Annotated in this window: 22 protein-coding genes and 1 other RNA gene; 12 read left to right on the forward strand and 11 right to left on the reverse strand. The window is 65.8% G+C overall.

Annotation, left to right across the window (positions count from 1 at the left end):
* Nucleotides 1–133: 133 nt before the first annotated feature.
* On the forward strand, nt 134–541 hold the full coding sequence (locus tag CHB99_RS06805) for a flagellar basal body-associated protein FliL (protein ID WP_042121077.1): 408 nt from the start codon (nt 134–136) through the stop codon (nt 539–541).
* Here the strand turns inward: CHB99_RS06805 and CHB99_RS06810 are convergent, their stop codons facing one another.
* From CHB99_RS06810 to CHB99_RS06825, 4 genes are all read right to left on the reverse strand, one after another.
* Nucleotides 542–1657 (reverse strand): ABC transporter permease, encoded by a 1116-nt coding sequence (locus CHB99_RS06810; RefSeq protein WP_042121079.1) that lies wholly within the window; start codon nt 1655–1657, stop codon nt 542–544. It lies immediately after the preceding gene.
* Nucleotides 1657–4377, reverse strand: coding sequence for a ribosome-associated ATPase/putative transporter RbbA (gene rbbA / locus CHB99_RS06815; RefSeq protein WP_042121081.1), 2721 nt, complete (start codon nt 4375–4377; stop codon nt 1657–1659). Before rbbA ends, CHB99_RS06810 begins: the two co-directional genes overlap by 1 nt.
* Nucleotides 4374–5339, reverse strand: a complete 966-nt coding sequence (locus CHB99_RS06820) for an HlyD family secretion protein (RefSeq protein ID WP_042121082.1) — start codon at nt 5337–5339, stop codon at nt 4374–4376. Before CHB99_RS06820 ends, rbbA begins: the two co-directional genes overlap by 4 nt.
* A 93-nt stretch (nt 5340–5432) precedes the next feature.
* On the reverse strand, nt 5433–5882 hold the full coding sequence (locus CHB99_RS06825) for an EVE domain-containing protein (protein WP_042121084.1): 450 nt from the start codon (nt 5880–5882) through the stop codon (nt 5433–5435).
* 184 nt (nt 5883–6066) lie between these two features.
* Here CHB99_RS06825 and CHB99_RS29755 point away from each other — a divergent pair, with 184 nt between their 5' ends.
* Nucleotides 6067–6219, forward strand: coding sequence for a hypothetical protein (locus tag CHB99_RS29755; RefSeq protein ID WP_167335834.1), 153 nt, complete (start codon nt 6067–6069; stop codon nt 6217–6219).
* Nucleotides 6220–6233: 14 nt separating this feature from the next.
* On the opposite strand, the gene CHB99_RS06830 is transcribed toward CHB99_RS29755, so the two are convergent.
* The 4 genes from CHB99_RS06830 to CHB99_RS06845 form a co-directional block, all read right to left on the reverse strand.
* Nucleotides 6234–6839: a 5-formyltetrahydrofolate cyclo-ligase gene (locus tag CHB99_RS06830; protein WP_042121085.1), complete on the reverse strand. Its 606-nt coding sequence runs from the start codon at nt 6837–6839 to the stop codon at nt 6234–6236.
* 87 nt (nt 6840–6926) lie between these two features.
* Nucleotides 6927–7105: non-coding RNA, 6S RNA (gene ssrS, locus CHB99_RS06835), on the reverse strand.
* Between the two features lie 19 nt (nt 7106–7124).
* Nucleotides 7125–7442 carry a cell division protein ZapA gene (locus CHB99_RS06840; protein WP_042121087.1) on the reverse strand — a complete coding sequence of 106 codons (318 nt, stop codon included), beginning with the start codon at nt 7440–7442 and terminating at the stop codon, nt 7125–7127.
* Nucleotides 7439–7648, reverse strand: a complete 210-nt coding sequence (locus CHB99_RS06845) for a TIGR02449 family protein (protein ID WP_042121088.1) — start codon at nt 7646–7648, stop codon at nt 7439–7441. The genes CHB99_RS06840 and CHB99_RS06845 overlap by 4 nt, the downstream gene beginning before the upstream one ends.
* Nucleotides 7649–7792: 144 nt before the next feature.
* Here CHB99_RS06845 and CHB99_RS06850 point away from each other — a divergent pair, with 144 nt between their 5' ends.
* The 9 genes from CHB99_RS06850 to gcvP all read left to right on the forward strand — a co-directional run bounded on the left by CHB99_RS06850 (nt 7793) and on the right by gcvP (nt 19651).
* Nucleotides 7793–8347, forward strand: coding sequence for a YecA/YgfB family protein (locus CHB99_RS06850; RefSeq protein WP_042121089.1), 555 nt, complete (start codon nt 7793–7795; stop codon nt 8345–8347).
* 19 nt (nt 8348–8366) lie between these two features.
* The gene (gene pepP, locus CHB99_RS06855; RefSeq protein WP_084702487.1) at nt 8367–9707 is read left to right on the forward strand and encodes a Xaa-Pro aminopeptidase; all 1341 of its coding nucleotides are present in this window, start codon (nt 8367–8369) and stop codon (nt 9705–9707) included.
* A complete protein-coding gene (ubiH, locus tag CHB99_RS06860; RefSeq protein WP_042121092.1) occupies nt 9704–10903 on the forward strand; it encodes a 2-octaprenyl-6-methoxyphenyl hydroxylase in 1200 nt (399 codons plus the stop codon). Before pepP ends, ubiH begins: the two co-directional genes overlap by 4 nt.
* Before the next feature lie 41 nt (nt 10904–10944).
* Entirely contained in the window at nt 10945–12162 is a 1218-nt protein-coding gene (locus CHB99_RS06865; RefSeq protein ID WP_167335836.1) for a 2-octaprenyl-3-methyl-6-methoxy-1,4-benzoquinol hydroxylase, read from the forward strand.
* 105 nt (nt 12163–12267) lie between these two features.
* Nucleotides 12268–13269 (forward strand): extracellular solute-binding protein, encoded by a 1002-nt coding sequence (locus CHB99_RS06870; protein WP_042121095.1) that lies wholly within the window; start codon nt 12268–12270, stop codon nt 13267–13269.
* A 210-nt stretch (nt 13270–13479) separates the two neighbouring features.
* Entirely contained in the window at nt 13480–15042 is a 1563-nt protein-coding gene (locus tag CHB99_RS06875; RefSeq protein WP_042121293.1) for an ABC transporter permease, read from the forward strand.
* 120 nt (nt 15043–15162) lie between these two features.
* Nucleotides 15163–16245: a glycine cleavage system aminomethyltransferase GcvT gene (gene gcvT, locus CHB99_RS06880; RefSeq protein WP_042121096.1), complete on the forward strand. Its 1083-nt coding sequence runs from the start codon at nt 15163–15165 to the stop codon at nt 16243–16245.
* Nucleotides 16246–16292: 47 nt separating this feature from the next.
* Entirely contained in the window at nt 16293–16676 is a 384-nt protein-coding gene (gene gcvH, locus CHB99_RS06885; RefSeq protein ID WP_042121098.1) for a glycine cleavage system protein GcvH, read from the forward strand.
* 101 nt (nt 16677–16777) lie between these two features.
* A complete protein-coding gene (gcvP, locus tag CHB99_RS06890; RefSeq protein ID WP_042121099.1) occupies nt 16778–19651 on the forward strand; it encodes an aminomethyl-transferring glycine dehydrogenase in 2874 nt (957 codons plus the stop codon).
* 76 nt (nt 19652–19727) lie between these two features.
* On the opposite strand, the gene CHB99_RS06895 is transcribed toward gcvP, so the two are convergent.
* On the reverse strand, nt 19728–21383 hold the full coding sequence (locus tag CHB99_RS06895; RefSeq protein WP_042121100.1) for a GspE/PulE family protein: 1656 nt from the start codon (nt 21381–21383) through the stop codon (nt 19728–19730).
* 63 nt (nt 21384–21446) lie between these two features.
* Nucleotides 21447–21803, reverse strand: coding sequence for a hypothetical protein (locus CHB99_RS06900; RefSeq protein ID WP_042121102.1), 357 nt, complete (start codon nt 21801–21803; stop codon nt 21447–21449).
* Nucleotides 21804–21929: 126 nt separating this feature from the next.
* On the opposite strand from CHB99_RS06900, the gene CHB99_RS06905 reads away from it, so the two are divergent.
* Nucleotides 21930–22394, forward strand: a complete 465-nt coding sequence (locus tag CHB99_RS06905) for an Lrp/AsnC family transcriptional regulator (protein WP_042121103.1) — start codon at nt 21930–21932, stop codon at nt 22392–22394.
* Nucleotides 22395–22575: 181 nt separating this feature from the next.
* Here the strand turns inward: CHB99_RS06905 and CHB99_RS06910 are convergent, their stop codons facing one another.
* Entirely contained in the window at nt 22576–23943 is a 1368-nt protein-coding gene (locus CHB99_RS06910; RefSeq protein WP_042121104.1) for a CYTH domain-containing protein, read from the reverse strand.
* Nucleotides 23944–24050 lie beyond the last annotated feature (107 nt).

A 24050-nucleotide genomic window follows, 5' to 3' on the forward strand; every position in this document is an offset into this window, starting at 1 on the left:
GCCGATAAGTGTAGGTATGCGAGATTCCGGGTCAACGAGCAGGCCTGGCCTGAATAGGCCGGTATAAGCCCGGGCTTGGGTTTGCGGGATGCGCTGGGTATGCTGGCGACCAATTGTTTCGAGGAGTGAATTCGTGAAAGCGTGGATCCTGGTGGTACTGGCACTGATGCTGCCAGCAGCGGCGATGGCCGAAGAAGAGAAGGAAGGTGCGGCGCCCAAGGTGTCCTACATCAGCCTGACCCCGCCCTTCGTCGGCAACTATGCCCTCGACGGCAGCCCGCGCCTGCGCGTGTACAAGGCCGACGTGGCGCTGAAGATCACCGGCGACGCCGATGCCGCCGCGGTCAAGCACCACGAACCGCTGATCCGCAACCAACTGGTGGCGCTGTTCACCCAGCAGACCCTGGACGCCATGAGCAATGTCGAGGCCAAGGAAAAGCTGCGTCAGGAAGCCCTCAAGCAGGTCCAGCAGGTGCTGGAAAACGAAGAAGGCCGTCCGGTCGTCGAAGACCTGCTGTTCAACAACCTGATCGTCCAGTAATCACGAAGCCAGGCTGCGGCGAAAGCGCGCCAGGGCGATCGCGAAGAACGCCAGGCCGATCGCCGCCAGGGCCAGCAGGTCCGGCCAGACCACGTTGAGCCCGGCGTCGCGGAACAGGATCGCGGCGCCGAGGCTGACGAAGTGGGTCGATGGCGACAGTTGCATCACCCACTGCAACCACTGCGGCATGCTGTCCAGCGGCGTGCTGCCACCCGAGAGCAGCAGCATCGGGATGATCACCGGGATCGCCAGCAGGCCGAACTGCGGCGTCGAACGCGCCAGGGTGGCGAGGAAGATGCCCAGCGCCGTACTGGCGAACAGATACAGCGCGGTCACCCCCAGGAACAGCCCCAGCGAACCCGCCAGCGGCACCCCCAGCGCCCATTTCACGATCACTTCCAGCGACACCCAGGTGCACAGCACCACGACCAGGGCGTTGCTGGCGATCTTCGCCAGCATGATTTCCAGCGCGGTCAGCGGCAGCACCAGCAGGTGGTCGAGGGTGCCGTGCTCGCGCTCGCGCAGCAGCGCGGTACCGGTGAGGATGATGGCGAGGATAGTGATGTTGTTGACGATCTGGATCACCGCGAGGAACCAGCCACCCTCCAGGTTGGGATTGAACAGCGCCCGCGGTTCCAGTTGCACCGGCGTGCGGCTGACGCTGCCGGGGTTGGCGTAGTCGAGCAGTTCGCGTTCGAAGATCCGCCCGATATAGCCGGCGCCCATGAAGGCCTGGCTCATCGCCGTGGCATCGACATTGATCTGGATCTCCGGCGAGCGCCCGGCCAGCAGGTCGCTGTGGAAATTCACCGGGATATCGATGACGAAGGTGAACAGGCCGCTGTCCAGGCTGCGGTCCATCTGCTCGTAGGCCAGCGGCACGGCGGCCTGGAATTCCGGTGGCTGCAGCGCTTCGGCGAGTTTGCGCGAAACCGGGCTGCGGTCTTCGTCGACCACCGCGACGCTGGCGTTGTGCACGCCGATCACCGAGCCTGCCGCCGGCATGTAGATGGCCACGCTGAAGGCATACAGCAGGAACAGCAGGAGGACGCTGTCGTGGCGCAGGCTGGTCAGTTCCTTCAGGCCAAGGCGCAGGATATGGGCAAGACGCTGCATCAGGCCTCCTGTTTCTTCAGCATGACCAGGCTCAGTCCGGTGAAGGTGACGAAGAACCCGAGCAGCGCCAGGCATTGCGGCCACAGCTCGCGCAAGTCCAGGGCCTTGGTGAAGGTGCCGACGGCGATATCGAGGAAATGACCCGCCGGGAACAGCTGGCCCATCAGTGCCGCCGAGCCGTCGAGGGACGAGCGCGGCACGATCAGTCCGGAAAACTGGATGGTCGGCAGGCTGGTCAGGATCATGGTGCCGAGGATCGCCGCGATCTGTGTGCGGGTGAAGGCGGAAATCAGCAGGCCGAGGCTGGTGGTCGCCAGCAGGTACAGCACGCCCCCGCAGGCCAGGGCCAGGGCGCTGCCCTTGAACGGCACCCCGAACAGCCAGCGGTTCATCGCCACCAGCAGCGCCAGGTTGACCAGGCTCACCGCCAGGTAGGGCATCTGTTTGCCGAGGAGGAATTCCAGGCGGGTCAGCGGGGTGGCGTAGAAGTTGGTAATCGAGCCCAGCTCCTTCTCGCGGACGATGCCCAGGGCAGTGAGCATCGCCGGGATAAAGGCCAGGATCAGGGCCATCACGCCGGGACCGATCGCATTCACGCTGATCACGTCCTGGTTGTAGCGGAAGCGGGTTTCCAGCTTCGCCGGTGCCTGGCGCGCCTGTGCCGGGCTGCTCAGGGCGGCCAGCTGTTCGAGGTTGGCCTGGTGCACGGCCTCGACGTAGTTGCGGCTGGTTTCGGCGCGGAACGGCATGCCGCCATCCAGCCAGGCGGCCACCACCGGTTGGCGCCCGGCCAGCAGGTCACGGCCGAAGCCGGGCGGGATCTCCAGGGCCAGCTTGATCTCCGAACGCTGCAGGCGCTGGTGCAGTTGTTGCGGATTGCGGATCGGCGGCTGCTCGGCGAAGTAGCGCGAGCCACGGAAGGCTTCCAGATAGGCCCGGCTTTGCGGGCTCTGGTCCTGGTCGTAGACGGCGAAGGCGAGGTTTTCCACATCCAGGGAAATGCCGAAGCCGAAGATCACCATCATGAACAGCGCACCGGCCAGGGCGAAGGCCAGGCGCACCTTGTCGCGCAGCAGTTCCTTGCCTTCGCGGCTGGCCACGGCGAGCAGGCGGGTCAGGCTGAAGCCGCAGCGCGGCGGCGGGCTCGCGGGGGCATCGGGGCTATCGAGACGGGCTTCCGGCGTTTGCGGGGCACCGCCCTGGGCCTGCTCCAGACAGGTGACGAAGGCGTCTTCCAGGGTCTCGCCAGCGTACCGCGTCTGCAGTGCCGCGGGCGTGTCGCAGGCCAGCACGCTGCCGGCGTGCATCAGGGAGATGCGGTCGCAGCGCTGGGCTTCGTTCATGAAGTGGGTGGACAGGAAGATGGTCACGCCCTGTTCCCGCGACAACTCGATCAACAGTCGCCAGAAGTCGTCGCGCGCCGCCGGGTCGACGCCCGAGGTGGGTTCATCGAGGATCAGCACCTCCGGGCGGTGCAGCACCGCGACCGCCAGTGACAGGCGCTGGCGCAGGCCCAGGGGCAGGGCACCGGACTGCTGTTCGGCAATGTCGCCGAGGTCGAAGCGTTCGATCAGTTCGGCGATGCGCGGGACACTCTCGGCCTTGCTCAGGTCGAACAGGCGCGCGTGCAGTTCCAGGTTCTGGCGCACGCTGAGTTCGCCGTACAGCGAGAAACTCTGCGACATGAAACCGACCCGCTTGCGCGTCGCCAGGTCCCGGGCATCCACCGAACGCCCGAGCAGGGTGGCGCTGCCTTCGCTGGCCGGCATCAGGCCGGTGAGCACTTTCATCGTGGTGGTCTTGCCGCAGCCGTTGGAACCGAGGAAGCCGAAGATCTCGCCGCGACCGATGGCGAAGCTGACCTTGTTCACCGCGGTGAAGTCGCCGAAGCGCAGGGTCAGTTCGTGGGCTTCGATGGCAACGCTGCTGTCGCCGGCGTCCCGTGCCGGGATATGCAGGGGTTCGGCAGCGTGGTGGCGGTCGCCCTGGAAATGGGTGAAGGCTTCGTCGAGCTTGCCACCGGGGGTGGCGCGGGCCAGTTCCGCGCTGAGCCCGGCGGCGATCAGTCGGCCACGGTCGAGCATCAGGCAGTGCTCGAACTGCTCGGCTTCCTCCATATAGGCCGTGGCCACCAACAGGGTCAGTTGCGGGCGCTGCTGGCGCACGCTGTCCACCAGCTCCCAGAAACGCCGGCGCGACAACGGATCGACACCGGTGGTGGGCTCGTCGAGGATCAGCAGGTCCGGCTCGTGGATCAGGGCGCAGCACAGGCCGAGTTTCTGTTTCATGCCGCCGGACAGTTTGCCCGCCGGGCGCTCGGCGAAGCGGGCGAGGTCGGTGGCCTCCAGCAGGGTGCGCATGCGCGCGTCGCACTCGCTGCGGGACAGGCCGAACAGGGTGGCGAAAAAGCGGATGTTCTCGCTGATCGACAAATCCGGATAGAGGTTGCCGCCCAGCCCCTGGGGCATGAAGGCGATGCGCGGATACAGGCTGGCGCGATGCGAACGGCGCTGGATCGGGCCGCCGAGCACGTCGAGTTGACCCGTTTGCAGCTGTTTCACCCCGGCGATCAGGCCGAGCAGGGTCGATTTGCCCGCGCCGTCCGGTCCGATCAGGCCGCAGCGGGTGCCGGCGGGCAGTTCGAAGGCAATGTCCCGCAGGGCGTGCAGCGTGCCATAGCGATGCGCGATAGCGCTGGCGCGCAGGGCCGGGGCGTTCATTGCAGGTCGGCCGGCCAGTCCACGGGGGCGCTGCGCACGTAGCCGGCGCCGGGCATGCCGGGCTTGGCCTGGGGTACCGCGTCGGGTGCGGTCAGGCGCAGTTTGACCCGGAACACCAGCTTCTGCCGTTCGTCACGGGTCTCCACTTGCTTGGGGGTGAACTGCGCCTTGGCCGCGACGAAGGCGATCTTCGCCGGCAGGGCCTTTCCGGGCAGGGCGTCGAGGACGACCCGTGCTTCGTCGCCGACGGTCAAGCGGCCGGTGGTGGAGGCGGGCAGGTAGAGGTTCATGTACTGGTCGCTGGGGTCGATCAGCAGCAGGACGCGGCCGCCGGCGCCGAGCACTTCGCCCGGTTCGGCCAGGCGCAGCTGGATCACCCCGTCGAGGGGCGCGCGCAGGCTGCTGTCGTCGATCTCGCTGGTCAGCTGGGCAACCTGGGCTTCGGCGGCGGCAATCGCCGCCTTGATCGCCGCCAGTTGCGCGCGGGCCGCCAGCACCGCCGAGTTGCTGGTGTCGAAACGCGCCTGCTGTTGGTCGAGCAACTGCTGGCTGGCGTATTTGCGCTGGAACAGTTCCTTGATCCGCTTCAGCTCCTGGCTGGCCAGCAACTGCTCGCTCTGGCGCAGTTGCACGGTGGCCTGGGCCGCCGCGTAGTTCTCGCGAGCCCGCGCCACTTCGGCTTCGGCCTGGGTGCGCTGGGCTTCGAGGGTACGGGTATCGATACGGGCAAGCAGTTGCCCGCGGCTCACCTTGTCGCCTTCCTGGACCAGTACCTCGGCGAGGCGTCCGGGGACCTTGCTGGCGATCTGCACTTCGGTCGCTTCGAGGCGCCCATTGCCCATGGCCAGACCTTCGGGAAGGCGGTCATGCAGGGATTTCCAGTAGCCCAGGCCTCCGGCGGCCAGGAGCAGCGCGATCAGCGCGCCGGCGAACAATTTGGGAGTGCGTTGGCTCTTCGACATGATTCTGCGTCCTGCTGCATACACGTCTGATTGTGACGTGCCGCCGTTCCTGGCGGATTGATTCGCGTCAAATGAGCCCCGATCCTACGCCGTTCAACGAAGATTGAGTATTGCCGCCCACTGCTCGGCTGTGACCGGCATCACAGACAGACGACTGCCTTTCTGCACCAGCGGCAGTTCGGCGAGCGCGGTCTGCTGTTTCAGGTAGCCGAGGCCGAGGACTTTGCCGAAGGTTTCCACATGGGCGACGTCCACGGCGCTCCATGGGTTCTTCTCGGCGTTGGCCTTGGGGTCGTGGTAATGGCTTTGCGGATCCAGCGCGGTCGGGTCCGGGTAGGCGGCGCGGCTGATCCGCGCAATGCCGGCGATGCCCGGCTCGGGGCAACTGGAGTGATAGAAGAAGAACGCGTCACCGACCGCCATGGCCCGCATGAAATTGCGTGCCTGATAGTTGCGCACGCCGTCCCAGCGGGCGTCGCCAAGCCTTGCCAGGTCGGTGATGGAGAGCTCGTCGGGTTCGGATTTCATCAGCCAGTAGGCCATGGATTCAGTTCCTTGAAGGCTTGAAACAACCTGTTGCATCAAACCGACAGCCGGTTGACGTCAACGTTTGCTTGCGGGCGCGTGTTGTCGGAAAATGCGCCAATTTTGAGCTTGACGCTGCTGCACGGCCTATAACAAGAACCGCTGCGGACATCGTGATGAGTTTGCCTGAGGGGGGCAATCGATGAATCGCAAACCGGATCTGTTCTGGGTACTCGTTTTTGTGTTCGGTCTTGGCGTGGTCACCACCGGTTATGCCCAGACGCTGTGGGAACGCAAGGCCGACACGGCGTACCAACTGCCGGTAGTCCCTGCTCAGGCGCAATCCCAGCGTTGATCCGACGGCGCCTTTCAGCGCGCCAGGTACCAGCTTCGATCGGATACGGTTCCCTGTAGCGGCACGTCCCAACTGGCTTGCGCCAGGCGCTCCACCTTCTGGCATTCGTGTGCCAGCCCCAGCAACAACGGCTTTTTCCACGCCTTGCGACGGCCCTGATAGGCCAGGCTGCGATCGTAGAAGCCACCGCCCATTCCCAGGCGCCCACCCATTTCATCGAACCCCACCAGTGGCAGCAGGATCAGGTCCAGCGCCCAGATCGGCCGTTGCCGGGCCAGGCTGACGCTCGGCTCGGGAATGCGGAAGCGGTTGGGCCGCAGCTTTTCCCCGTGCTCGAAGCGCTGGAAGGCCATCTTGGTCCTCGGCCAGGCGTGCAGCACCGGCAGGTAGGTGAACTTGCCGCGACGCTGGGCCTCGCGCAGCAGCAGGCGCGGGTCGATTTCGCTGTCGTTGGGCAGGTACAGGGCGATGTGCCGGGCGCGGCGGAACAGGGGATGTTGCGCCAGCTGGCGGTACAGGCCGCGAGCGGCGCGGCGCTGTTCGGCCGGTGTCAGGGCACGGCGGGCCTCGCGAAGCAGGCGGCGGAGTTGGGGGCGGGTCAGCGACGCGGTGTCGGTCATGGCACGGACGGTCCCTTGGGGCGAGTGTCATGGCATGACCTCGCGGATGCTCGCGCGGGAAGGGAAAAGGCGCGAACAACGAGAAACAGGCTCCCCGACGAACCGCTGTCGGTGTAGCCCTTGAACCCGAAAGTTCAAGGTGGAGATTGCAGGAGGCGTTAAGGCTTTCCGTCAAGCGGACATGCACACCGGCCCCAACGTGCAACCCCCGTGGTTGTGCGTATCGGCTCAGGGACATGACCGACTGGCAAGCACTCCAGGGAGTGGGGCGGAGTATACAGAAACTTAGTTGCTTTTTGTATCTGCGTCGTCGGCCAGGGCCTGGTCCACGCGGTCCAGCAGATCGCGCACCTGTTCGCGGGTGGCGCCGCCGCTTTGCGCGTCCGGGCGCTCCTGGTTGTGCAGCAGGTCGTGGGTGATGTTGAGGGCCGCCATCACCGCGATGCGGTCGGCGCCGATCACCTTGCCGCTGCTGCGGATCTCGCGCATCTTGCCGTCCAGGTAGCGGGCGGCGCTGATCAGGTTGCTGCGCTCTTCCGGCGGGCAGATGATCGAATACTCTTTGTCGAGGATCTGCACGGTGACGTTGTTCGGTGAACTCATGAGTCTTGCTCCAGGGCCTTGAGCCGCGAAATCATCGATTCGACTTTCTGTCGCGCGATTTCGTTTTTTTCGATGAGATGGGCGCGCTCCTCGCGCCAGGACTTCTCCTGCACGGATAGGAGTGCGTTTTGCCGTTTTAGTTGCTCGACCCGCTCTATCAGCAGTTCGAGTCGGCTCTTCAGCATTTGCAGCTCGTCTTCTTGCATTGCTCGCCACTCGATTCGGTCCGACCCGGGATCCTGCGGCCGACACCCGCGTAATTGCCCGCGTCGATGGTCTTGGCGCGCCTGCCGGTGCTAGGATACAAGGCCTTCATTCTAGTCATTGCGCCGTCTGGCGCCTAGTTGCCCATGCCTACTACCAATTCTCCGTACACCGCCTTCGCCACCCTGCTCAACAGCAACGGCCATCCTGTTTCCCCCGCCGAGCTGCATGGCCTGCTGCTCGGTCGCAGCTGCGCGGGCGCCGGCTTCGATGTCGACGGCTGGCTGGCCGATGCCGCCCAGTTGCTGGAGACCGAACCAGTAGACAACGTGCGCAGCGCTTTGATCGGTCTGCAGGAAATGGTCAAGGCCGAACTGACTGGCGAAGATATCACCATCGTCCTGCTCCTGCCGGGCGACGACCTGCCGCTGAGCGAGCGCGCCACCGCGCTGGGCCAGTGGTGCCAGGGCTTCCTCAGCGGTTTCGGCCTGAACGCCGGCGGCAAGGACCTGAGCAGCGAAGTCAACGAAGTGCTGCAGGACCTGACCGCGATTTCCCAGGTCCAGGATGCCCTGGAAGAATCCGAAGACGGCGAAAGCGACTATATGGAAGTGATGGAGTATCTGCGTGTCGCACCGCTGCTGCTCTACACGGAGCTGGGCAAACCGGTCGCGCCCGCCGCCAAACCTTCCTTGCACTGAGGCCGAACAGGGGTTCCCCGTGGCAGTCACCCATATCCCGAAAACGGAATACGCCCGTCGCCGCAAGGCGTTGATGGCGCAGATGGAACCCAACAGCATCGCCATCCTGCCGGCGGCCGCGGTTGTCATTCGCAACCGCGACGTCGAGCACGTCTATCGCCAGGACAGCGATTTCCAGTACCTCAGCGGCTTCGCCGAGCCCGAGGCGGTGATCGCCCTGATCCCCGGGCGCGAGCACGGCGAGTACGTGCTGTTCTGCCGCGAGCGCAATCCCGAACGCGAACAGTGGGATGGTCTGCGCGCCGGCCAGGAAGGCGCGATACGTGACTTCGGCGCCGACGACGCGTTCCCCATCGGCGATATCGACGACATCCTCCCCGGCCTGATCGAGGGGCGCGACCGCGTCTACTCGGCGATGGGCAGCAATGCCGAGTTCGACCGGCGGCTGATGGACTGGATCAACGTGATCCGTTCCAAGGCGCGCATGGGCGCTTCGCCACCGAACGAATTCGTTGCCCTGGATCATCTGCTGCACGACATGCGCCTGTATAAATCGGCGGCGGAAGTGAAGGTGATGCGCGAGGCCGCGGCAATTTCCTCGCGTGCTCATGTCCGCGCCATGCAGGCCTGCCGTGCCGGCCTGCACGAGTTCAGCCTGGAAGCCGAACTGGACTACGAGTTTCGCAAGGGTGGGGCAAAGATGCCGGCCTATGGCTCGATCGTCGCCGCCGGACGCAACAGCTGCATTCTCCACTACCAGCAGAACGACGCGGTGCTGAAGGATGGCGACCTGGTGTTGATCGACGCCGGTTGCGAGATCGACTGCTACGCCAGCGACATCACCCGTACCTTCCCGGTCAGCGGCGTGTTCTCGGCCGAGCAGAAAGCGATCTACGAGCTGGTGCTCAAGGCCCAGGAAGCGGCGTTCGCCGAGATTGCCCCGGGCAAGCACTGGAATCACGCCCACGAGGCGACGGTGCGAGTGATCACCGCGGGCCTGGTGGAGCTGGGCCTGCTCGAAGGGGCCGTGGACGAACTGATCGAAAGCGAGGCCTATCGGGCCTTCTACATGCACCGCGCCGGACACTGGCTGGGCATGGATGTACATGATGTCGGCGAGTACAAGGTCGGCGGCCAGTGGCGCGTGCTCGAACCGGGCATGGCCCTGACGGTCGAGCCGGGCATCTATATCGCCGCGGACAACCAGAGCGTCGCGCGGAAATGGCGCGGTATCGGTGTACGAATCGAGGATGACGTAGTGGTAACCCGAAACGGCTGTGAAATCCTCACCTCCGGCGTACCGAAGACGGTCGCCGAGATCGAGGCGCTGATGGCGGCGGCGAGAAGCCAGGCCGCATGAACCGGGTCAATCTGGCAATCATCGGCGGCGGCCTGGTCGGCGCCAGCCTCGCCCTGGCCCTGCAGGCCGGTGCCCGCGCTCGCGGCTGGAAGATCCTGCTGATCGAGCCGTTCGCGCCCGGCGACAGCTTCCAGCCCAGCTACGATGCGCGTTCTTCCGCGCTGTCCTTCGGCACCCGGCAGATCTATGAGCGCCTGGGGCTGTGGCAGAGCATCAGCCGCCGCGCCGAGCCGATCCGCCAGATCCAGGTGTCCGACCGTGGCCGCTTCGGCGCCACCCGTCTCGACGCGCTGGAGGAAGGTGTGCCGGCGCTGGGGTACGTGGTGGAGAATGCCTGGCTCGGCCAGTGCCTGTGGCAAGGCCTCGACGCCGAGGTGGTGAGCTGGCGCTGCCCGGCGGAAGTCACCGCGATGCAGCCGCTGGAGGACGGTTACCGCCTGTCGCTCAACGATGACACCGTGGTCGACTGCGACCTGGCCGTGCTCGCCGATGGCGGCCGTTCCGGCCTGCGCGAGCAACTGGGCATTCATGTCCGCCAGCGCCCTTACAACCAGAGCGCGCTGATCGCCAACATCACCCCGGGCGAGGCCCATTGCGGCCAGGCCTTCGAGCGCTTCACCGACGACGGCCCGATGGCCCTGCTGCCGCTGCCGGAAAACCGCTGCGCGCTGGTCTGGACCCGCGCCGGGATGGACGCCAGACGCCTCGCCGAACTGGACGAGCGCAGCTTCCTCGACGAGTTGCAGGGCGTGTTCGGCTATCGTCTCGGCGCGTTGCGCCAGGTCGGCGCGCGGCACCTGTACCCGCTGTCGCTGGTGGAAGCCGAGGAGCAGATTCGCCCGCATCTGGCGGTGCTGGGCAATGCCGCCCACAGCCTGCACCCGATCGCCGGGCAGGGTTTCAACCTGTCGCTGCGCGATGTGCAGTCACTGGCCGACGGGCTGCTGGCAGGTCCCGACACGCCAGGCGACTTGGCCACCCTGCGGGCCTATCGCGAGCGCCAGCGCCTGGACCAGGACCTCACCGTCGGCTTCTCCGACAAGGTCACCCGCCTGTTCGGCACCGCCCAGCCGTTCGTCGCCACCGGGCGCAATCTCGGTCTGCTCGGCCTCGACCTGCTGCCTCCGGCCAAGCGCTGGTTCGCCCGCCAGGCCATGGGCCTGGGCACTCGCCCCGACCTCCAGGGCAAGGCATGACCCCTTCTTTCTTCTACGTGGAACAGGCTTGAAGCATGGACATGCGCGCGGATCTGTTGATTGTCGGTGCCGGTATGGTCGGCAGCGCCCTGGCCCTGGCCTTGCAGCACAGCGGCCTGGAAATTCTCCTGCTCGACGGCAGCCCGCTGTCGGTGCAGCGCTTCAACGCCGAGGCGCCGTTCGAGCCACGGGTCAGTGCCCTGTCGGCGGCCAGTCAGCGCATTCTCGACCGCCTCGGTGCCTGGCAGGGCATCAGCGCGCGGCGGGCCAGCCCGTACTCGGACATGCATGTCTGGGACGGCAGCGGTACCGGGCAGATCCACTTCTCCGCGGCCAGCGTGCATGCCGAGGTGCTGGGCCATATCGTCGAAAACCGTGTGATCCAGGACGGCCTGCTGGAGCGTCTGCACGACAGCGAGATCGGCCTGCTGGCCAATGCCCGTCTGGAGCGCATGCGCCGCTCCGGTGACGAATGGCTGCTGACCCTCGCCGATGGCCGCAACCTGCGCGCGCCGCTGGTGGTCGCCGCCGACGGCGCCAACTCGGCGGTGCGCCGCCTGACCGGTTGCGAAACCCGCGAATGGGATTACCTGCACCACGCCATCGTCACCAGCGTGCGTTGTGCCAGGCCGCACCAGGCCACGGCCTGGCAGCGCTTCACCGACGACGGCCCGCTGGCCTTCCTGCCGCTGCTGCGCGATGGCCAGCAGGATTGGTGCTCGATCGTCTGGTCGACCACCCCGGAGCAGGCCGAACGGCTCATGGCATTGCCGGACGAGGCTTTCTGCGCCGAGCTCGAACGTGCCTTCGAGGGCCGCCTGGGCGAAGTGCTCGGTGCCGATCCGCGGCTCTGCGTGCCGCTGCGCCAGCGCCACGCCAAACGCTACGTGGCCGAGGGCCTGGCGCTGATCGGCGACGCCGCGCACACCATCCACCCGCTGGCCGGGCAGGGCGTCAATCTCGGTTTCCTCGATGCCGCGGTGCTTGCGGAAGTCCTGCTGGCCGCCTGCGAGCGTGGCGAGCGTCTGGCCGATGTGCGCGTGCTGAGCCGCTTCGAGCGCCGGCGCATGCCGCACAACCTGGCGCTGATGGCGGCGATGGAAGGTTTCGAGCGTCTGTTCCAGGCCGATCCACTGCCGCTGCGCTGGCTGCGCAACAGTGGCCTGAAATGGGTCGAGCAGATGCCCGAGGCCAAGGCGCTGTTCGTTCGCCAGGCCCTCGGGCTGAGCGGCGATCTGCCGGGGCTGGCGAAGGCCTGAGCGTTTGGCAACATCTGGTAACGTCTCGGTTGGGTGTTCGGTTTGTGGTTGCAAATGACATTAACTACCATTTGCGCCTTATTTCGATACCGAGGAGCGCTACCGATGTCGCCACGCAAGCATTTACTCGCTGCCCTGACCCTTACCCTGTTCGGCGGCGCTGCCCAGGCGGCCGACGAAGTGGTGGTGTACTCCTCGCGCATCGACGAGCTGATCAAGCCGGTATTCGACGCCTATACCGCCAAGACCGGGGTGAAGATCAAGTTCATCACCGACAAGGAAGCCCCGCTGATGCAGCGGATCAAGGCCGAGGGCGAGAACGGCGTGGCCGACCTGCTGCTCACCGTCGACGCCGGCAACCTCTGGCAGGCCGAACAGATGGGCATCCTGCAGCCGATCAAGTCCGCCGTGATCGATGCCAACATCCCGTCGCAATACCGCGCCTCCTCCCATGACTGGACCGGCCTGAGCCTGCGCGCGCGGACCATCGTCTACTCCACCGAGCGGGTCAAACCGCAGGAACTGACCACCTACGAAGCCCTGGCCGACAAGCAATGGGAAGGCCGCCTGTGCCTGCGCACGGCGAAGAAGGTCTACAACCAGTCGCTGACCGCCACCCTGATCGAGACCCACGGCGAGGCGAAGACCGAAGAACTGATCAAGGGCTGGGTCAACAACCTGTCCACCGACGTGTTCTCCGACGACAACGCGGTGGTCAATGCCATCGCCGCCGGCCAGTGCGATGTCGGCATCGTCAACACCTACTACTACGGGCGTCTGCACCAGGCCAATCCGAAGCTGCCGGTCAAGCTGTTCTGGCCGAACCAGGGCGACCGCGGGGTTCACGTCAACCTGTCCGGTATCGGCCTGACCAAGCATGCGCCGCATCCGGAAGCGGCCAAGGCGCTGGTGGAGTGGATGACCGGTGAAGAGGCGCAGAAGATGTTCGCCGGCATCAACCAGGAGTTCCCGGCCAACCCGAAAGTCGCACCGTCCGAGGAAGTTGCGGCCTGGGGCAGCTTCAAGGCCGACACCCTGCCGGTGGAAGTGGCCGGCAAGCGTCAGGCTGAAGCGATTCGCCTGATGGATCGGGCTGGCTGGAACTAAGGCTCAGTCCTTATCCTTGCCGGGCCTTTGAGGGCCTCATCGCGGGCAACGCCCGCTCCCACAGGGGCCGCGTACACCGCGAAACCTGTGGGAGCGGGCGTTGCCCGCGATGAGGCCCTCAAACACATCACACCCTTCGAGACCCGACTCTTGCCCCGCCCCACCCAACGCCGCTGGTACCCCCTGGTCTTCGCCGTCGCCGCGCTGGTGATGCTGCCCCTCAGCGTGCTGCTGCTGTCCTGGCAGAACATCGACCAGCAGATCTGGTCGCATCTGTTCGATACCCAGATGAGCCGTCTGCTGGGCAATACCCTGACCCTGGTGCTCGGTGTCGGTGTCGGTGTGACGCTGATCGGCGTCAGCCTGGCCTGGCTCACCAGCCTCTGCGAATTCCCCGGACGCCGCTGGCTGGACTGGGCGCTGATGCTGCCGTTCGCCATTCCCGCCTATGTGCTGGCCTTTGTCTTCGTCGGCCTGCTGGACTTCTCCGGCCCGGTGCAGACCCTGCTGCGCGAGTGGTTCGGGCCGATGCGCCTGCCGCGGGTACGCTCCACCGGTGGGGTCATCGTGGTCCTGGTGCTGGTGTTCTATCCGTATGTCTATCTGTTGGCGCGCAATGCCTTCCTGGCCCAGGGCAAGGGCCTGATGGAGGCGGCGCGGGTGCTCGGGCAATCGCCGCTGCAGGCGTTCTGGCGCGTTGGTCTGCCGATGGCGCGGCCGGCGATCCTGGCCGGTCTGGCGCTGGCACTGATGGAAACCCTGGCCGACTTCGGTGCGGTCTCGGTGTTCAACTTCGATACCTTCACCACCGCCATCTACAAGACCTGGTACGGCTTCTTCAGCCTGTCCAGCGCCGCGCAACTGGCCAGCCTGCTGTTGCTCGCGGTGATGCTGGTGCTCTATGGCGAGCGCCGCGCCCGCGGCGCGGTGCGCGGCAGCAACGAGCGACCGCGTGGCAAGGCGCTGTATCACCTGCGCGGGATCAAGGCCGCCGCCGCCACTGGCTGGTGCCTGCTGGTGTTCGCCTGCGCGTTCGTCGTACCGGTGCTGCAACTGCTGGTCTGGTTCTGGCAGCGCGGCCGCTTCGACCTCGACGAGCGCTACACAGCGCTGATCCTGCACACCCTCTACCTCGGTGGCGCCGCGGCGTTGCTCACTGTCGGCGTCGCGCTCATGCTGGCTTTCGCCCGGCGTCAGTCCTCGGCACCGGCGATCCGCGCCGGGGTCAGCCTGGCCAATCTCGGCTACGCGCTGCCCGGTTCGGTGCTGGCGGTGGCGATCATGCTGGCGTTCAGTTACCTCGATCGCGAGCTGGTGATTCCGCTTTCCGGCTGGCTCGGCGGGGCCGGCAAGCCGTTGTTGCTCGGCAGCCTGGCGGCGTTGTTGCTGGCCTACCTGGTGCGTTTCATCGCCGTGGCCTTCGGACCGCTGGAAAACAGCCTCGGGCGCATCCGCCCGTCACTGCCGGAGGCGGCACGCAGCCTGGGGGCCAGTGGGCCGGCTTTGTTTTTCAAGGTGTATCTCCCCCTGCTGGCACCAGGTGTGTTGAGCGCGGCCTTGCTGGTTTTCGTCGATGTGCTCAAGGAAATGCCGGCGACCCTGCTGATGCGCCCGTTCGGCTGGGACACCCTGGCGGTGCGGGTGTTCGAGATGACCAGCGAGGGCGAGTGGGCGCGGGCCGCGCTGCCGGCCCTGACCCTGGTGCTGGTCGGCCTGCTGCCGGTCATCGGGCTGATACGGCGCTCCGCTCGTCACCCCGGTCAAAGTCACTGACGGATGCCACCCGGCCTCCTTGCGGATACAATGCGCGGCATTCGCTGCGGCCGGCCCCTGGCCAGGTAGTCGAAACGCTGCCATCAGCCGTAGCCTCGCCACGCCCGGAAGGAGAAACCCATGGGACAGCGTACGCCTCTGTATGACCTTCACCTGGCGCTGGGCGCCAAGATGGTCGATTTTGGCGGTTGGGATATGCCCCTGCATTACGGTTCGCAGGTCGAGGAACACCACCAGGTGCGCCGCGACTGCGGAGTCTTCGATGTGTCGCACATGACCGTGATCGACATCGACGGTGTCGATGCCGGTGACTGGTTGCGTCATCTGCTGGCCAACGACGTCGCCCGCCTCGGCGAGAGCGGCAAGGCCCTCTACAGCACCCTGCTGAACGACCAGGGCGGGGTGATCGACGATCTCATCGCCTACCGTCTCGACGACGGTTACCGGGTGGTGGTCAACGCCGCTACCCGTGACAAGGTCCTGGCCTGGCTCGAAGCGCACCGCAGTGGCTTCGAGGTGCGGCTTCGCGAGCGCCCGGAGCTGGCGATCCTCGCCATCCAGGGCCCGCAGGCGCGGGAGAAGGTCGCCGAACTGCTCAGCGCCTCCCGTGCCGCGCTCATTCGCGAACTGAAGCCGTTCGAAGGCCGTTTCGAAGGCGACTGGTTCATCGCCCGCACCGGCTACACCGGTGAAGACGGCCTGGAGATCATCCTTCCGGCGTTGCAGGCGCCAGCGTTTTTCAACGACCTGGTCGGTGCCGGCATCGCGCCCAGCGGCCTTGGCGCACGCGATACCCTGCGGCTCGAAGCCGGGATGAACCTGTACGGCAACGATATCGACGAAGCCCATTCGCCGCTGACCTCGAACCTGGGCTGGAGCATCGCCTGGGAGCCCGCCGAGCGGGATTTCATCGGGCGTGCGGCGCTGCAGGCCGAGAAAGACCGCGGTATTTCGCTGAAACTGGTCGGCCTGGTGCTGGAAGAGCGCGGTGTTCTGCGCGCCCACCAGGTCGTTCGTGTAGCGGAAATTGGCGAAGGAGAGATTACCAGTGGTAGTTTCTCACCTACGCTGAGCAAGGCTATCGCTCTGGCGCGCCTTCCGATGGCGACCGCCGACCGCGCCGAGGTGGAAATCCGCGGCAAATGGTACCCGGTGCGCGTGGTCAAGCCGACGTTCGTGCGTCACGGCAGAATTCTGATCTGACATCCATTCCGGCGGGCCGACCGCTGACCTGTTGAGGAAAGACAACTATGAGCAATGTTCCTGCCGACCTGCGTTACGCCGAGAGCCACGAATGGGCCCGGCTGGAGGCCGATGGTACGGTTACCGTGGGTATCAGCGATCACGCCCAGCAAGCCCTGGGTGATGTGGTGTTCGTCGAGCTGGCCGAAGTCGGCAAGGTGTTCGGCGCGGGCGACGCCGCGGGCGTCGTCGAGTCGGTGAAGGCCGCCTCGGACATCTACGCCCCGATCTCGGGCGAGGTCATCGCAGTCAACGAAGAGCTGGCCGACAGCCCTGAGCTGCTCAACAGCGAACCTTACGATTCGTGGATCTTCAAGCTGAAACCGGCCGATCCGTCCGAGCTGGACAAGCTGCTGGACGCCGCCGGCTACCAGGCCGCCATTGGCGAGTAAGACCCCTCCTCGCGTATTTTTCCGACGCAATCGGTAATCCCTTCCTAGACTCTAATGGCTCCGACACCCATCGGGGCTTGGTCTAGGAAGAGAGAGCCGCTATGTCCTTGTTGCCGTCCCTGAGCCAACTGCACGACCCCAATCCGTTCCTGCGCCGTCACCTCGGCCCCGATGCCGCCGAGCAGCAGGCCATGCTCGAAGCCCTTGGCGTCGCCAGCCGCAGCGAGCTGATCGAACAGACCGTGCCACCCGGCATTCGCTTCAATCGCCTTCTGGATCTGCCGCCCGCCCTCGATGAGCAGGCCGCGCTGGAGAAGCTGCGTGCCTACGCCGAGCAGAACGAGTGCTGGACCAGCCTGATCGGCATGGGCTACCACGCGACCCGCACACCTACGGTGATCCTGCGCAACGTCCTGGAAAATCCGGGCTGGTACACCGCCTACACGCCCTATCAGCCGGAAATTGCCCAGGGCCGCCTGGAGGCCTTGCTGAACTTCCAGCAGATGGTCATCGACCTGACCGGGCTCGACCTGGCCAATGCCTCGCTGCTGGACGAAGCCACCGCCGCCGGCGAAGCCATGGCTCTGGCCAAGCGGGTGAGCAAGTCGCGCAGCAACCGTTTCTTCGCCGACGAGCACTGCCATCCGCAGACCCTGTCGGTGCTGCAGACCCGTGCCGAGGGCTTTGGCTTCGAGCTGGTGGTGGATTCGCTGGAAAACCTGGACCAGCACCAGGTGTTCGGTGCCCTGCTGCAATACCCGAATACCCATGGAGGGGTGCATGACCTGCGTCCCGCGATCGCGCACCTGCACGGCCAGCAGGCCATCGCCTGTGTCGCCGCCGACCTGCTCAGCCTGTTGCTGCTGACGCCGCCGGGCGAGCAGGGCGCCGACGTGGTGCTCGGCTCGTCGCAGCGCTTCGGCGTGCCGATGGGCTACGGCGGTCCGCATGCCGCGTACTTTGCCTGCCGCGACGAGTTCAAGCGGGCCATGCCGGGGCGCATCATTGGCGTCTCCAAGGACGCCCGCGGCAACCTGGCGCTGCGCATGGCCCTGCAGACCCGCGAGCAGCATATCCGCCGCGAGAAGGCCAACTCGAACATCTGCACCGCGCAGGTACTGCTGGCCAATATCGCCGGCTTCTACGCGGTCTACCACGGACCGGACGGCCTGCGCCGCATCGCCCAGCGCGTGCACCGGCTGACCACCCTTCTCGCCGCCGGCCTCGAGCGCAACGGCATCAAGCGCCTCAATCGACACTTCTTCGACACCCTGACCCTGGACGTCGGCGGCAGCCAGACCGCGATCATCCAGAGTGCCGAAGCGGCGCGGATCAATCTGCGCATCCTGGGCCGGGGCCATCTGGGCGTGAGCCTCGACGAGACCAGCGATGAAAGCACTGTGCTGCGCCTGTTCGATATCTTCCTCGGGGTCGACCACGCGCTGCGGATCGAGGACCTGGACAGCGAGGCCCTGCCCGCCGGTATCCCGGACGCCCTGTTGCGTCGCTCGGACTACCTGACCCACCCGGTGTTCAACCTGCACCACAGCGAAACCGAGATGCTGCGCTACCTCAAGCAGCTGGAGAACAAGGACCTGGCCCTGAACCAGTCGATGATCCCGCTGGGCTCCTGCACCATGAAGCTGAATGCCAGCAGCGAAATGATCCCGATCACCTGGCCGGGCTTCGCCGACCTGCATCCCTTCGTTCCGCTGGCGCAGGCCAGTGGTTACAAGGCCCTGACTGACGAGCTGGAGAGCTGGTTGTGCGCGATCACCGGTTTCGATGCCATCTGCATGCAGCCCAATTCCGGTGCCCAGGGCGAATACGCCGGGCTGCTGGCGATCCGCAAATATCACCAGAGCCGCCAGCAGGGGCAGCGTGATATCTGCCTGATTCCCGCCTCGGCCCACGGCACCAACCCGGCTTCGGCGCAGATGGCGGGCATGCAGGTGGTGATCGTCGCCTGCGACACGGCCGGCAACGTCGATCTTGAAGACCTCAAGGCCAGGGCCAAGGAGGCCGGCGAGCGGCTGTCCTGCCTGATGGCCACTTATCCCTCGACCCATGGCGTGTACGAGGAAGGCATCAGCGAGATCTGCGAGGTTATCCACAGCCATGGCGGGCAGGTGTACATGGATGGCGCCAACCTCAATGCCCAGGTCGGCCTGGCGCGGCCGGCGGATATCGGTGCCGACGTCTCGCACATGAACCTGCACAAGACCTTCTGCATTCCTCATGGCGGTGGCGGGCCGGGCATGGGCCCGATCGGCGTGCGCGCGCACCTGGCGCCCTTCGTCGCCAGCCACCCGGTGGTCCCGGTGCCGGGACCGGACCCGCAGAACACCGCGGTCAGCGCCGCGCCCTGGGGCAGTGCGAGCATTCTGCCGATCAGCTGGATGTACATCGCCATGATGGGACCGCAACTGGCGGACGCCAGCGAGGTGGCGATCCTCTCCGCCAACTATCTGGCCGAGCGCCTGGGTGGGGCGTTTCCGGTGCTGTATCGCGGCCGCAACGAGCGCGTCGCTCATGAATGCATCCTCGACCTGCGACCGCTCAAGGCGCAGACCGGGATCAGCGAAGAGGACGTGGCCAAGCGGCTGATGGACTATGGCTTCCATGCGCCGACCATGTCCTTCCCGGTGCCGGGCACCTTGATGGTCGAGCCCACCGAAAGCGAGCCCAAGGCCGAGCTGGACCGTTTCGTCGAGGCGATGCTGAGCATTCGCGCGGAAATCGCCGAAGTACAGAATGGCAACTGGCCGGCGGAGGACAACCCGCTGAAGCGGGCGCCGCATACCCTGGAGGATGTGTTGGGCGTATGGGACCGCCCCTACAGCCTCGAACAGGCGGTGGCGCCGAGCGCCCATGCCCGGGCGCACAAGTACTGGCCGGCGGTGAACCGGGTGGACAACGTGTATGGGGACCGCAATCTGTTCTGTGCCTGTGTGCCGGTGGAGGATTATCGCTGAACGCATTTGGGGCCTGCTCTGCAGGCCCTCGCGACGGTTCGGCGCCCGGACAGGCTCGCGCCCACGGGTCATGTGCTCATGTGGAAATCAGGTCCACTTCGTTCATCGTCGTGATCCCCGCGGCGGCCTTGCGTTCGCCTGCCTCACGCAACCCCTCGATCCCCAGGCTCCGTGCCCGCTTGCGCAACGCCTGCACATCGCACTGCGCGTCGATCAAGTCGCGCAGTTCGTCATCGAGTTCCAGCACCTCGTACACCCCCGTCCGCCCGCGATAGCCGGTCTGCCGGCATTCCCGACAACCCACCGCGCCGTCCGCCGACTTGCACGCGCAGCAGAGGGTCCGCACCAGCCGTTGCGCCACCACCCCGACCAGCGTCGCCTTGATCAGATACTGCGCAACCCCCAGCTCCAGCAGCCGGCCGATTGCCCCGCAGGCGTCGTTGGTGTGCGTGCTGGACAGCACCAGGTGCCCGGTCAGTGCGGCCTGGATGGCGACCTGCGCGGTTTCCAGGTCACGGATCTCGCCGACCATGATGATGTCCGGATCCTGGCGCAGCAGGGCACGCACGCCGCTGGCGAAATCCAGACCGATGCCCGGATGGACCTGGGTCTGGTTGAAGGCCGGTTCGACCATCTCGATCGGGTCTTCCAGCGTGCAGACATTGACCCGCGACGTCGCCAGTTGCTTGAGCGCGCTGTACAGGGTGCTGGTCTTGCCCGAGCCGGTCGGCCCGGTGACCAGGATGATGCCGTGGGGCCGCCGCAGCATGTTCTGCCAGCGCCGCAGCTGGTCGTCCTCGAAGCCCAGGGCCTGGCAATCCTGGCGTAGCAGCCGCGGGTCGAAGATGCGCATGACCAGCTTCTCGCCGAACGTGGTGGGCAGCGTCGACAGGCGCAACTCCACTTCGTCGCCGGTCGGTGTGCGGGTCTTGATCCGGCCGTCCTGCGGTCGGCGTCGTTCCGCGACATTCATGCGCCCGAGGTTCTTCAGGCGACTGGTGATGGCCAGGGCCACCGCCGCCGGAAAGGCATAGACGCCGTGCAGCACGCCGTCTATGCGCAGGCGCAGGTGGCCCTGGTCGCGCCGCGGTTCGAGGTGAATGTCGCTGGCCCGCTGTTCGAAGGCGTACTGCAGCAGCCAGTCGACGATGCTGACGATGTGCGCGTCGTCGGCATCATGCTTGCCGTCGCCCAGTTCCAGCAGTTGTTCCAGGTTGCCGCCGGGCGCCGCGGGCACCTCCTGCTGGCTGGCGCCGCTGACCGAACGGGCGAGGCGGAAGAAGTCCTGGCTGACCTGGCGAATCCGCAGCGGGCTGGCCACTACCCGGATCACCTTGCGTTTGAGCGCCTGGCTCAGGTCCGCCTCCCAGCTGCGCACCCAGGGTTCGGCACTGGCCACGGTGACGCTGCCGGCGCTCTGCGCCACGGCGAGGATGCCGTGACGCCGGGCGAAGGCGGCGGAGATCAGGCCGCTGGTGCCAGCGAAGTCGATCTGCAGCGGGTCGAGACGAAGAAACGGTTGCTCCGCCTGTTCCGCCAGCCACTGACACAGGCGATCCAGATCGAATACCTGGCCAGGCTGGTGCAGGTCTTCCAGGTGCTGGCTGGCGATGGTTTCCAGGGGGTGGATGCCCTCGGCGTCAGGCGTGCAGCGCTGGCGCGCGTCAGGGGCTATACGGTGCTGGGCGACCAGTGTGTCCAGCAGCTGGAGCAGATCCAGGTGGCGATCCATGTGCGACGTCCTTGTGCAATGGCAAGGCTGCCAAGGCTAGTCGCGGTGGCGCGGGCGGGCGCTTCAGAAGGATTGCAGGGTTTTTCCCGGTGCGTCGTTCGACAGCAGCGCGGTACGCAGCACCACCTCGCAGACGCAGATCAGGTTGCGCATCTTCTGTGCGATCAACTGCGCGCGGTGCCAGCTCAGGCCGTCGATGGCGATTTCCACTTGCAGCAGGTCGGCTTGCTGGCGCATCTGCACGCCATGGGGGAGCAGGCACTGCAGGGCGAACAGATTGAGGATGCGGCAGAGGCTGTCGGATTCCGGCTCGACCTGCAGTTGATAGTGGTAGCGCACATTGTTGTTTTCGCTGCCGATGCTGTCGGCAGCATGCCGTTGCGCGGCGGCGAAGTGGTCAGTGCGTTCGAGTGCGGTCATGGGAAATCTCCGAAAGCGATGCAGGAATCTTTGCACGGCGAAGCGGAGATTGTTTTCCTATCATGGGCCTCTGTGGCATTTTTTCGAATCATTCAATTCGCCGGATGGCGATAAGGAGAAATAATCATGCAAAGCGAGCTGGATGCCTATGACCGCCGCATTCTGGCCCTGTTGCAGGACGATGCCTCGCTGTCCAGCGCGCAGATCGCCGAGAGGGTGGGGTTGTCGCAATCGCCGTGCTGGCGGCGCATCCAGCGGCTGAAGGAGGAAGGGGTGATCCGCGCCCAGGTGACGCTGCTCGACCGCAAGAAGATCGGTCTCAACACGCAGATCTTCGCCGAGGTCAAACTCAACGCCCACGGGCGTTCCAACTTCGCCGAGTTCACCGAGGCGATCCGCGGCTTTCCGGAAGTGCTGGAGTGTTATGTGCTGATGGGGGCAGTGGATTTTCTGCTGCGCATCGTCACCCCGGATATCGAGGCTTACGAGCGCTTCTTCTTCGAGAAACTGTCGCTGGTGCCGGGGATCCAGGAGGTCAACTCGACCGTGGCGCTGTCGGAGATCAAGTCCACGACCAGCTTGCCGGTCTAGCGTTAAGTGCCTGCAAAGAACGTGTAGGAGCGTGGCTTGTCGGGGCGCCGAACCGCCGCGAAAGGACCGCGCAGCGGTCCAAAAATGGTGTTGCCAGAGCGAGTTTAGGACCGCTGCGCGGTCCTTTCGCAGGCAAGCCAGCTCCTACAGGGGCCGCGTGAGGCCATAGCCCCCAATCGGCTTATTTGCGCGCCAGCTGTTTCCAGGCGCGGCATTGGGCAACGGAGAAGGCCTGCTGCACGCGTGCATCGAGGACTTCGTCGCTGATCGGCTGGTTGGCCAGGTGCTGCAGCTTGACCAGCTCGCCGTACAGACGATCCAGCTCCGGCACTTCCAGCACGTTGCGCGCATAGTGAAGCCAGACCAGCAGGCGCTCGATGCGCGGCAACTGCTCGGCGAGGTCTTCCGGCTGCTGCTGGTACAGCGGCAGTTGCAAGGCCTTGGCTTCGTCGCCCAGCTCCACGCTCAGCCAGTTGGCCAGTTGCGCCGCGCCCTGGCGCTCGCCGCGCTTGTTGCGCTCGGCGGTCCAGCCGCGGGCCAGCAGCCAGCGCGAGGTGTCCAGGGAGAACTGGCCCCAGCGGGTGTCCAGCAGTTCGTCGGCGAACTGCTCCGGGGCGGCGCGACGCACGTCTTCATCGTCGTTGCCGGCCAGGACCAGGGTGCGCCAGTCTTCCAGCAGGGCGTCGAGCACGTTGCGCAGCTCGCGGGTGGTGGCACGCGGCGCGGCCTGGCCGAGGCTGCTGGCCAGGGCACGCAGTTCGCCGAGGTTCTGCACCCAGTCCTGCAGCAGGCGCCAGTGACCGGTGTGGTGGAACTGTTCGGCGAGGCGCTGGCTGCTGGCGAGCAGGTGCCAGGCGATGGCGGCGAAAGCGTCGTCCAGGGACATTTCCGCGTCCAGCTCGGGCGCCGGCAGGTTGACGTGATAGCTGGTCGGGTCGAGCAGGCGGTAGCCGCGCTCGGCCTTGCTGATGTCGCAAGGGAACAGCGGCAGGCTCGCGGCCAGTTCGGCGGCCAGCTCCAGCAGGGCTTCCGGTTCGCCTTCGCGCAGTTCCAGTTCCAGTTCGCAGATTTCTTCCTTCTGCTTGCCGGCGCTGACGGTACCGAGGTCCAGGGCCGCTTCGATGACCACCTTGGACTTGCCGCGGCCCCAGGCGATATCGGCGAATTCACGGACGAAATCGGTGGTGAACAGCGGCTTGATGGTCTTCTTGTCCAGCTCGGCCAGGGCGGCTGGCCAGCAGGTGTCGTCGAGCTTCTTCAGGTCGAGCTTGGCCTTGGCCAGTTCCCACTGGAATTCGTTGCGCTCGGACAGGCCGGCGACGCTTTTGCCACGGCTTTTCAGGGTCTGGATCACCACATCGCCGTCACGGCGCAGGCGCAGGGCGACCTTGGCCGCGGACAGATCGCGCTCCGGAGTGTCGAAGTACTGGTTGAGCAGCTCGCGCTGCTGCCAGCCGGACTTGTTGCGCTTTTTCAGCAACGGGTGTTCGCGCAGGGCGGCGAGGGTCTCGCGGCTGATCCGCAGTTTGATTTCGGTTTCTTTATTCATTGCCGGGTAACCAGGCTGGAAGGGCGGGGTACGTCTTGGTCGTGCAGTGTACAGGAGTCGCTCGCCGACGGTTTATTCATGCAGCCCGATGGCCCTATGATGGGATT

Source organism: Pseudomonas japonica, assembly GCF_900188455.1.
Taxonomy (GTDB): Bacteria; Pseudomonadota; Gammaproteobacteria; order Pseudomonadales; family Pseudomonadaceae; genus Aquipseudomonas; species Aquipseudomonas japonica.

Excerpts from the sequence above, each read along its gene's own strand:
- gcvT (WP_042121096.1), top strand. The coding sequence starts at position 15,163 with ATGGGACAGCGTACGCCTCTGTATGACCTTCACCTGGCGCTGGGCGCC.
- ubiH (WP_042121092.1), top strand. The coding sequence starts at position 9,704 with ATGAACCGGGTCAATCTGGCAATCATCGGCGGCGGCCTGGTCGGCGCC.
- CHB99_RS06905 (WP_042121103.1), top strand. The coding sequence starts at position 21,930 with ATGCAAAGCGAGCTGGATGCCTATGACCGCCGCATTCTGGCCCTGTTG.
- CHB99_RS06895 (WP_042121100.1), bottom strand. The coding sequence starts at position 21,383 with ATGGATCGCCACCTGGATCTGCTCCAGCTGCTGGACACACTGGTCGCC.
- CHB99_RS06850 (WP_042121089.1), top strand. The coding sequence starts at position 7,793 with ATGCCTACTACCAATTCTCCGTACACCGCCTTCGCCACCCTGCTCAAC.
- CHB99_RS06840 (WP_042121087.1), bottom strand. The coding sequence starts at position 7,442 with ATGAGTTCACCGAACAACGTCACCGTGCAGATCCTCGACAAAGAGTAT.
- CHB99_RS06845 (WP_042121088.1), bottom strand. The coding sequence starts at position 7,648 with ATGCAAGAAGACGAGCTGCAAATGCTGAAGAGCCGACTCGAACTGCTG.
- gcvH (WP_042121098.1), top strand. The coding sequence starts at position 16,293 with ATGAGCAATGTTCCTGCCGACCTGCGTTACGCCGAGAGCCACGAATGG.
- CHB99_RS29755 (WP_167335834.1), top strand. The coding sequence starts at position 6,067 with ATGAATCGCAAACCGGATCTGTTCTGGGTACTCGTTTTTGTGTTCGGT.
- gcvP (WP_042121099.1), top strand. The coding sequence starts at position 16,778 with ATGTCCTTGTTGCCGTCCCTGAGCCAACTGCACGACCCCAATCCGTTC.
- CHB99_RS06875 (WP_042121293.1), top strand. The coding sequence starts at position 13,480 with ATGCTGCCCCTCAGCGTGCTGCTGCTGTCCTGGCAGAACATCGACCAG.
- CHB99_RS06870 (WP_042121095.1), top strand. The coding sequence starts at position 12,268 with ATGTCGCCACGCAAGCATTTACTCGCTGCCCTGACCCTTACCCTGTTC.
- CHB99_RS06810 (WP_042121079.1), bottom strand. The coding sequence starts at position 1,657 with ATGCAGCGTCTTGCCCATATCCTGCGCCTTGGCCTGAAGGAACTGACC.
- CHB99_RS06820 (WP_042121082.1), bottom strand. The coding sequence starts at position 5,339 with ATGTCGAAGAGCCAACGCACTCCCAAATTGTTCGCCGGCGCGCTGATC.
- CHB99_RS06865 (WP_167335836.1), top strand. The coding sequence starts at position 10,945 with ATGCGCGCGGATCTGTTGATTGTCGGTGCCGGTATGGTCGGCAGCGCC.
- rbbA (WP_042121081.1), bottom strand. The coding sequence starts at position 4,377 with ATGAACGCCCCGGCCCTGCGCGCCAGCGCTATCGCGCATCGCTATGGC.
- CHB99_RS06900 (WP_042121102.1), bottom strand. The coding sequence starts at position 21,803 with ATGACCGCACTCGAACGCACTGACCACTTCGCCGCCGCGCAACGGCAT.
- CHB99_RS06825 (WP_042121084.1), bottom strand. The coding sequence starts at position 5,882 with ATGGCCTACTGGCTGATGAAATCCGAACCCGACGAGCTCTCCATCACC.
- CHB99_RS06830 (WP_042121085.1), bottom strand. The coding sequence starts at position 6,839 with ATGACCGACACCGCGTCGCTGACCCGCCCCCAACTCCGCCGCCTGCTT.
- CHB99_RS06910 (WP_042121104.1), bottom strand. The coding sequence starts at position 23,943 with ATGAATAAAGAAACCGAAATCAAACTGCGGATCAGCCGCGAGACCCTC.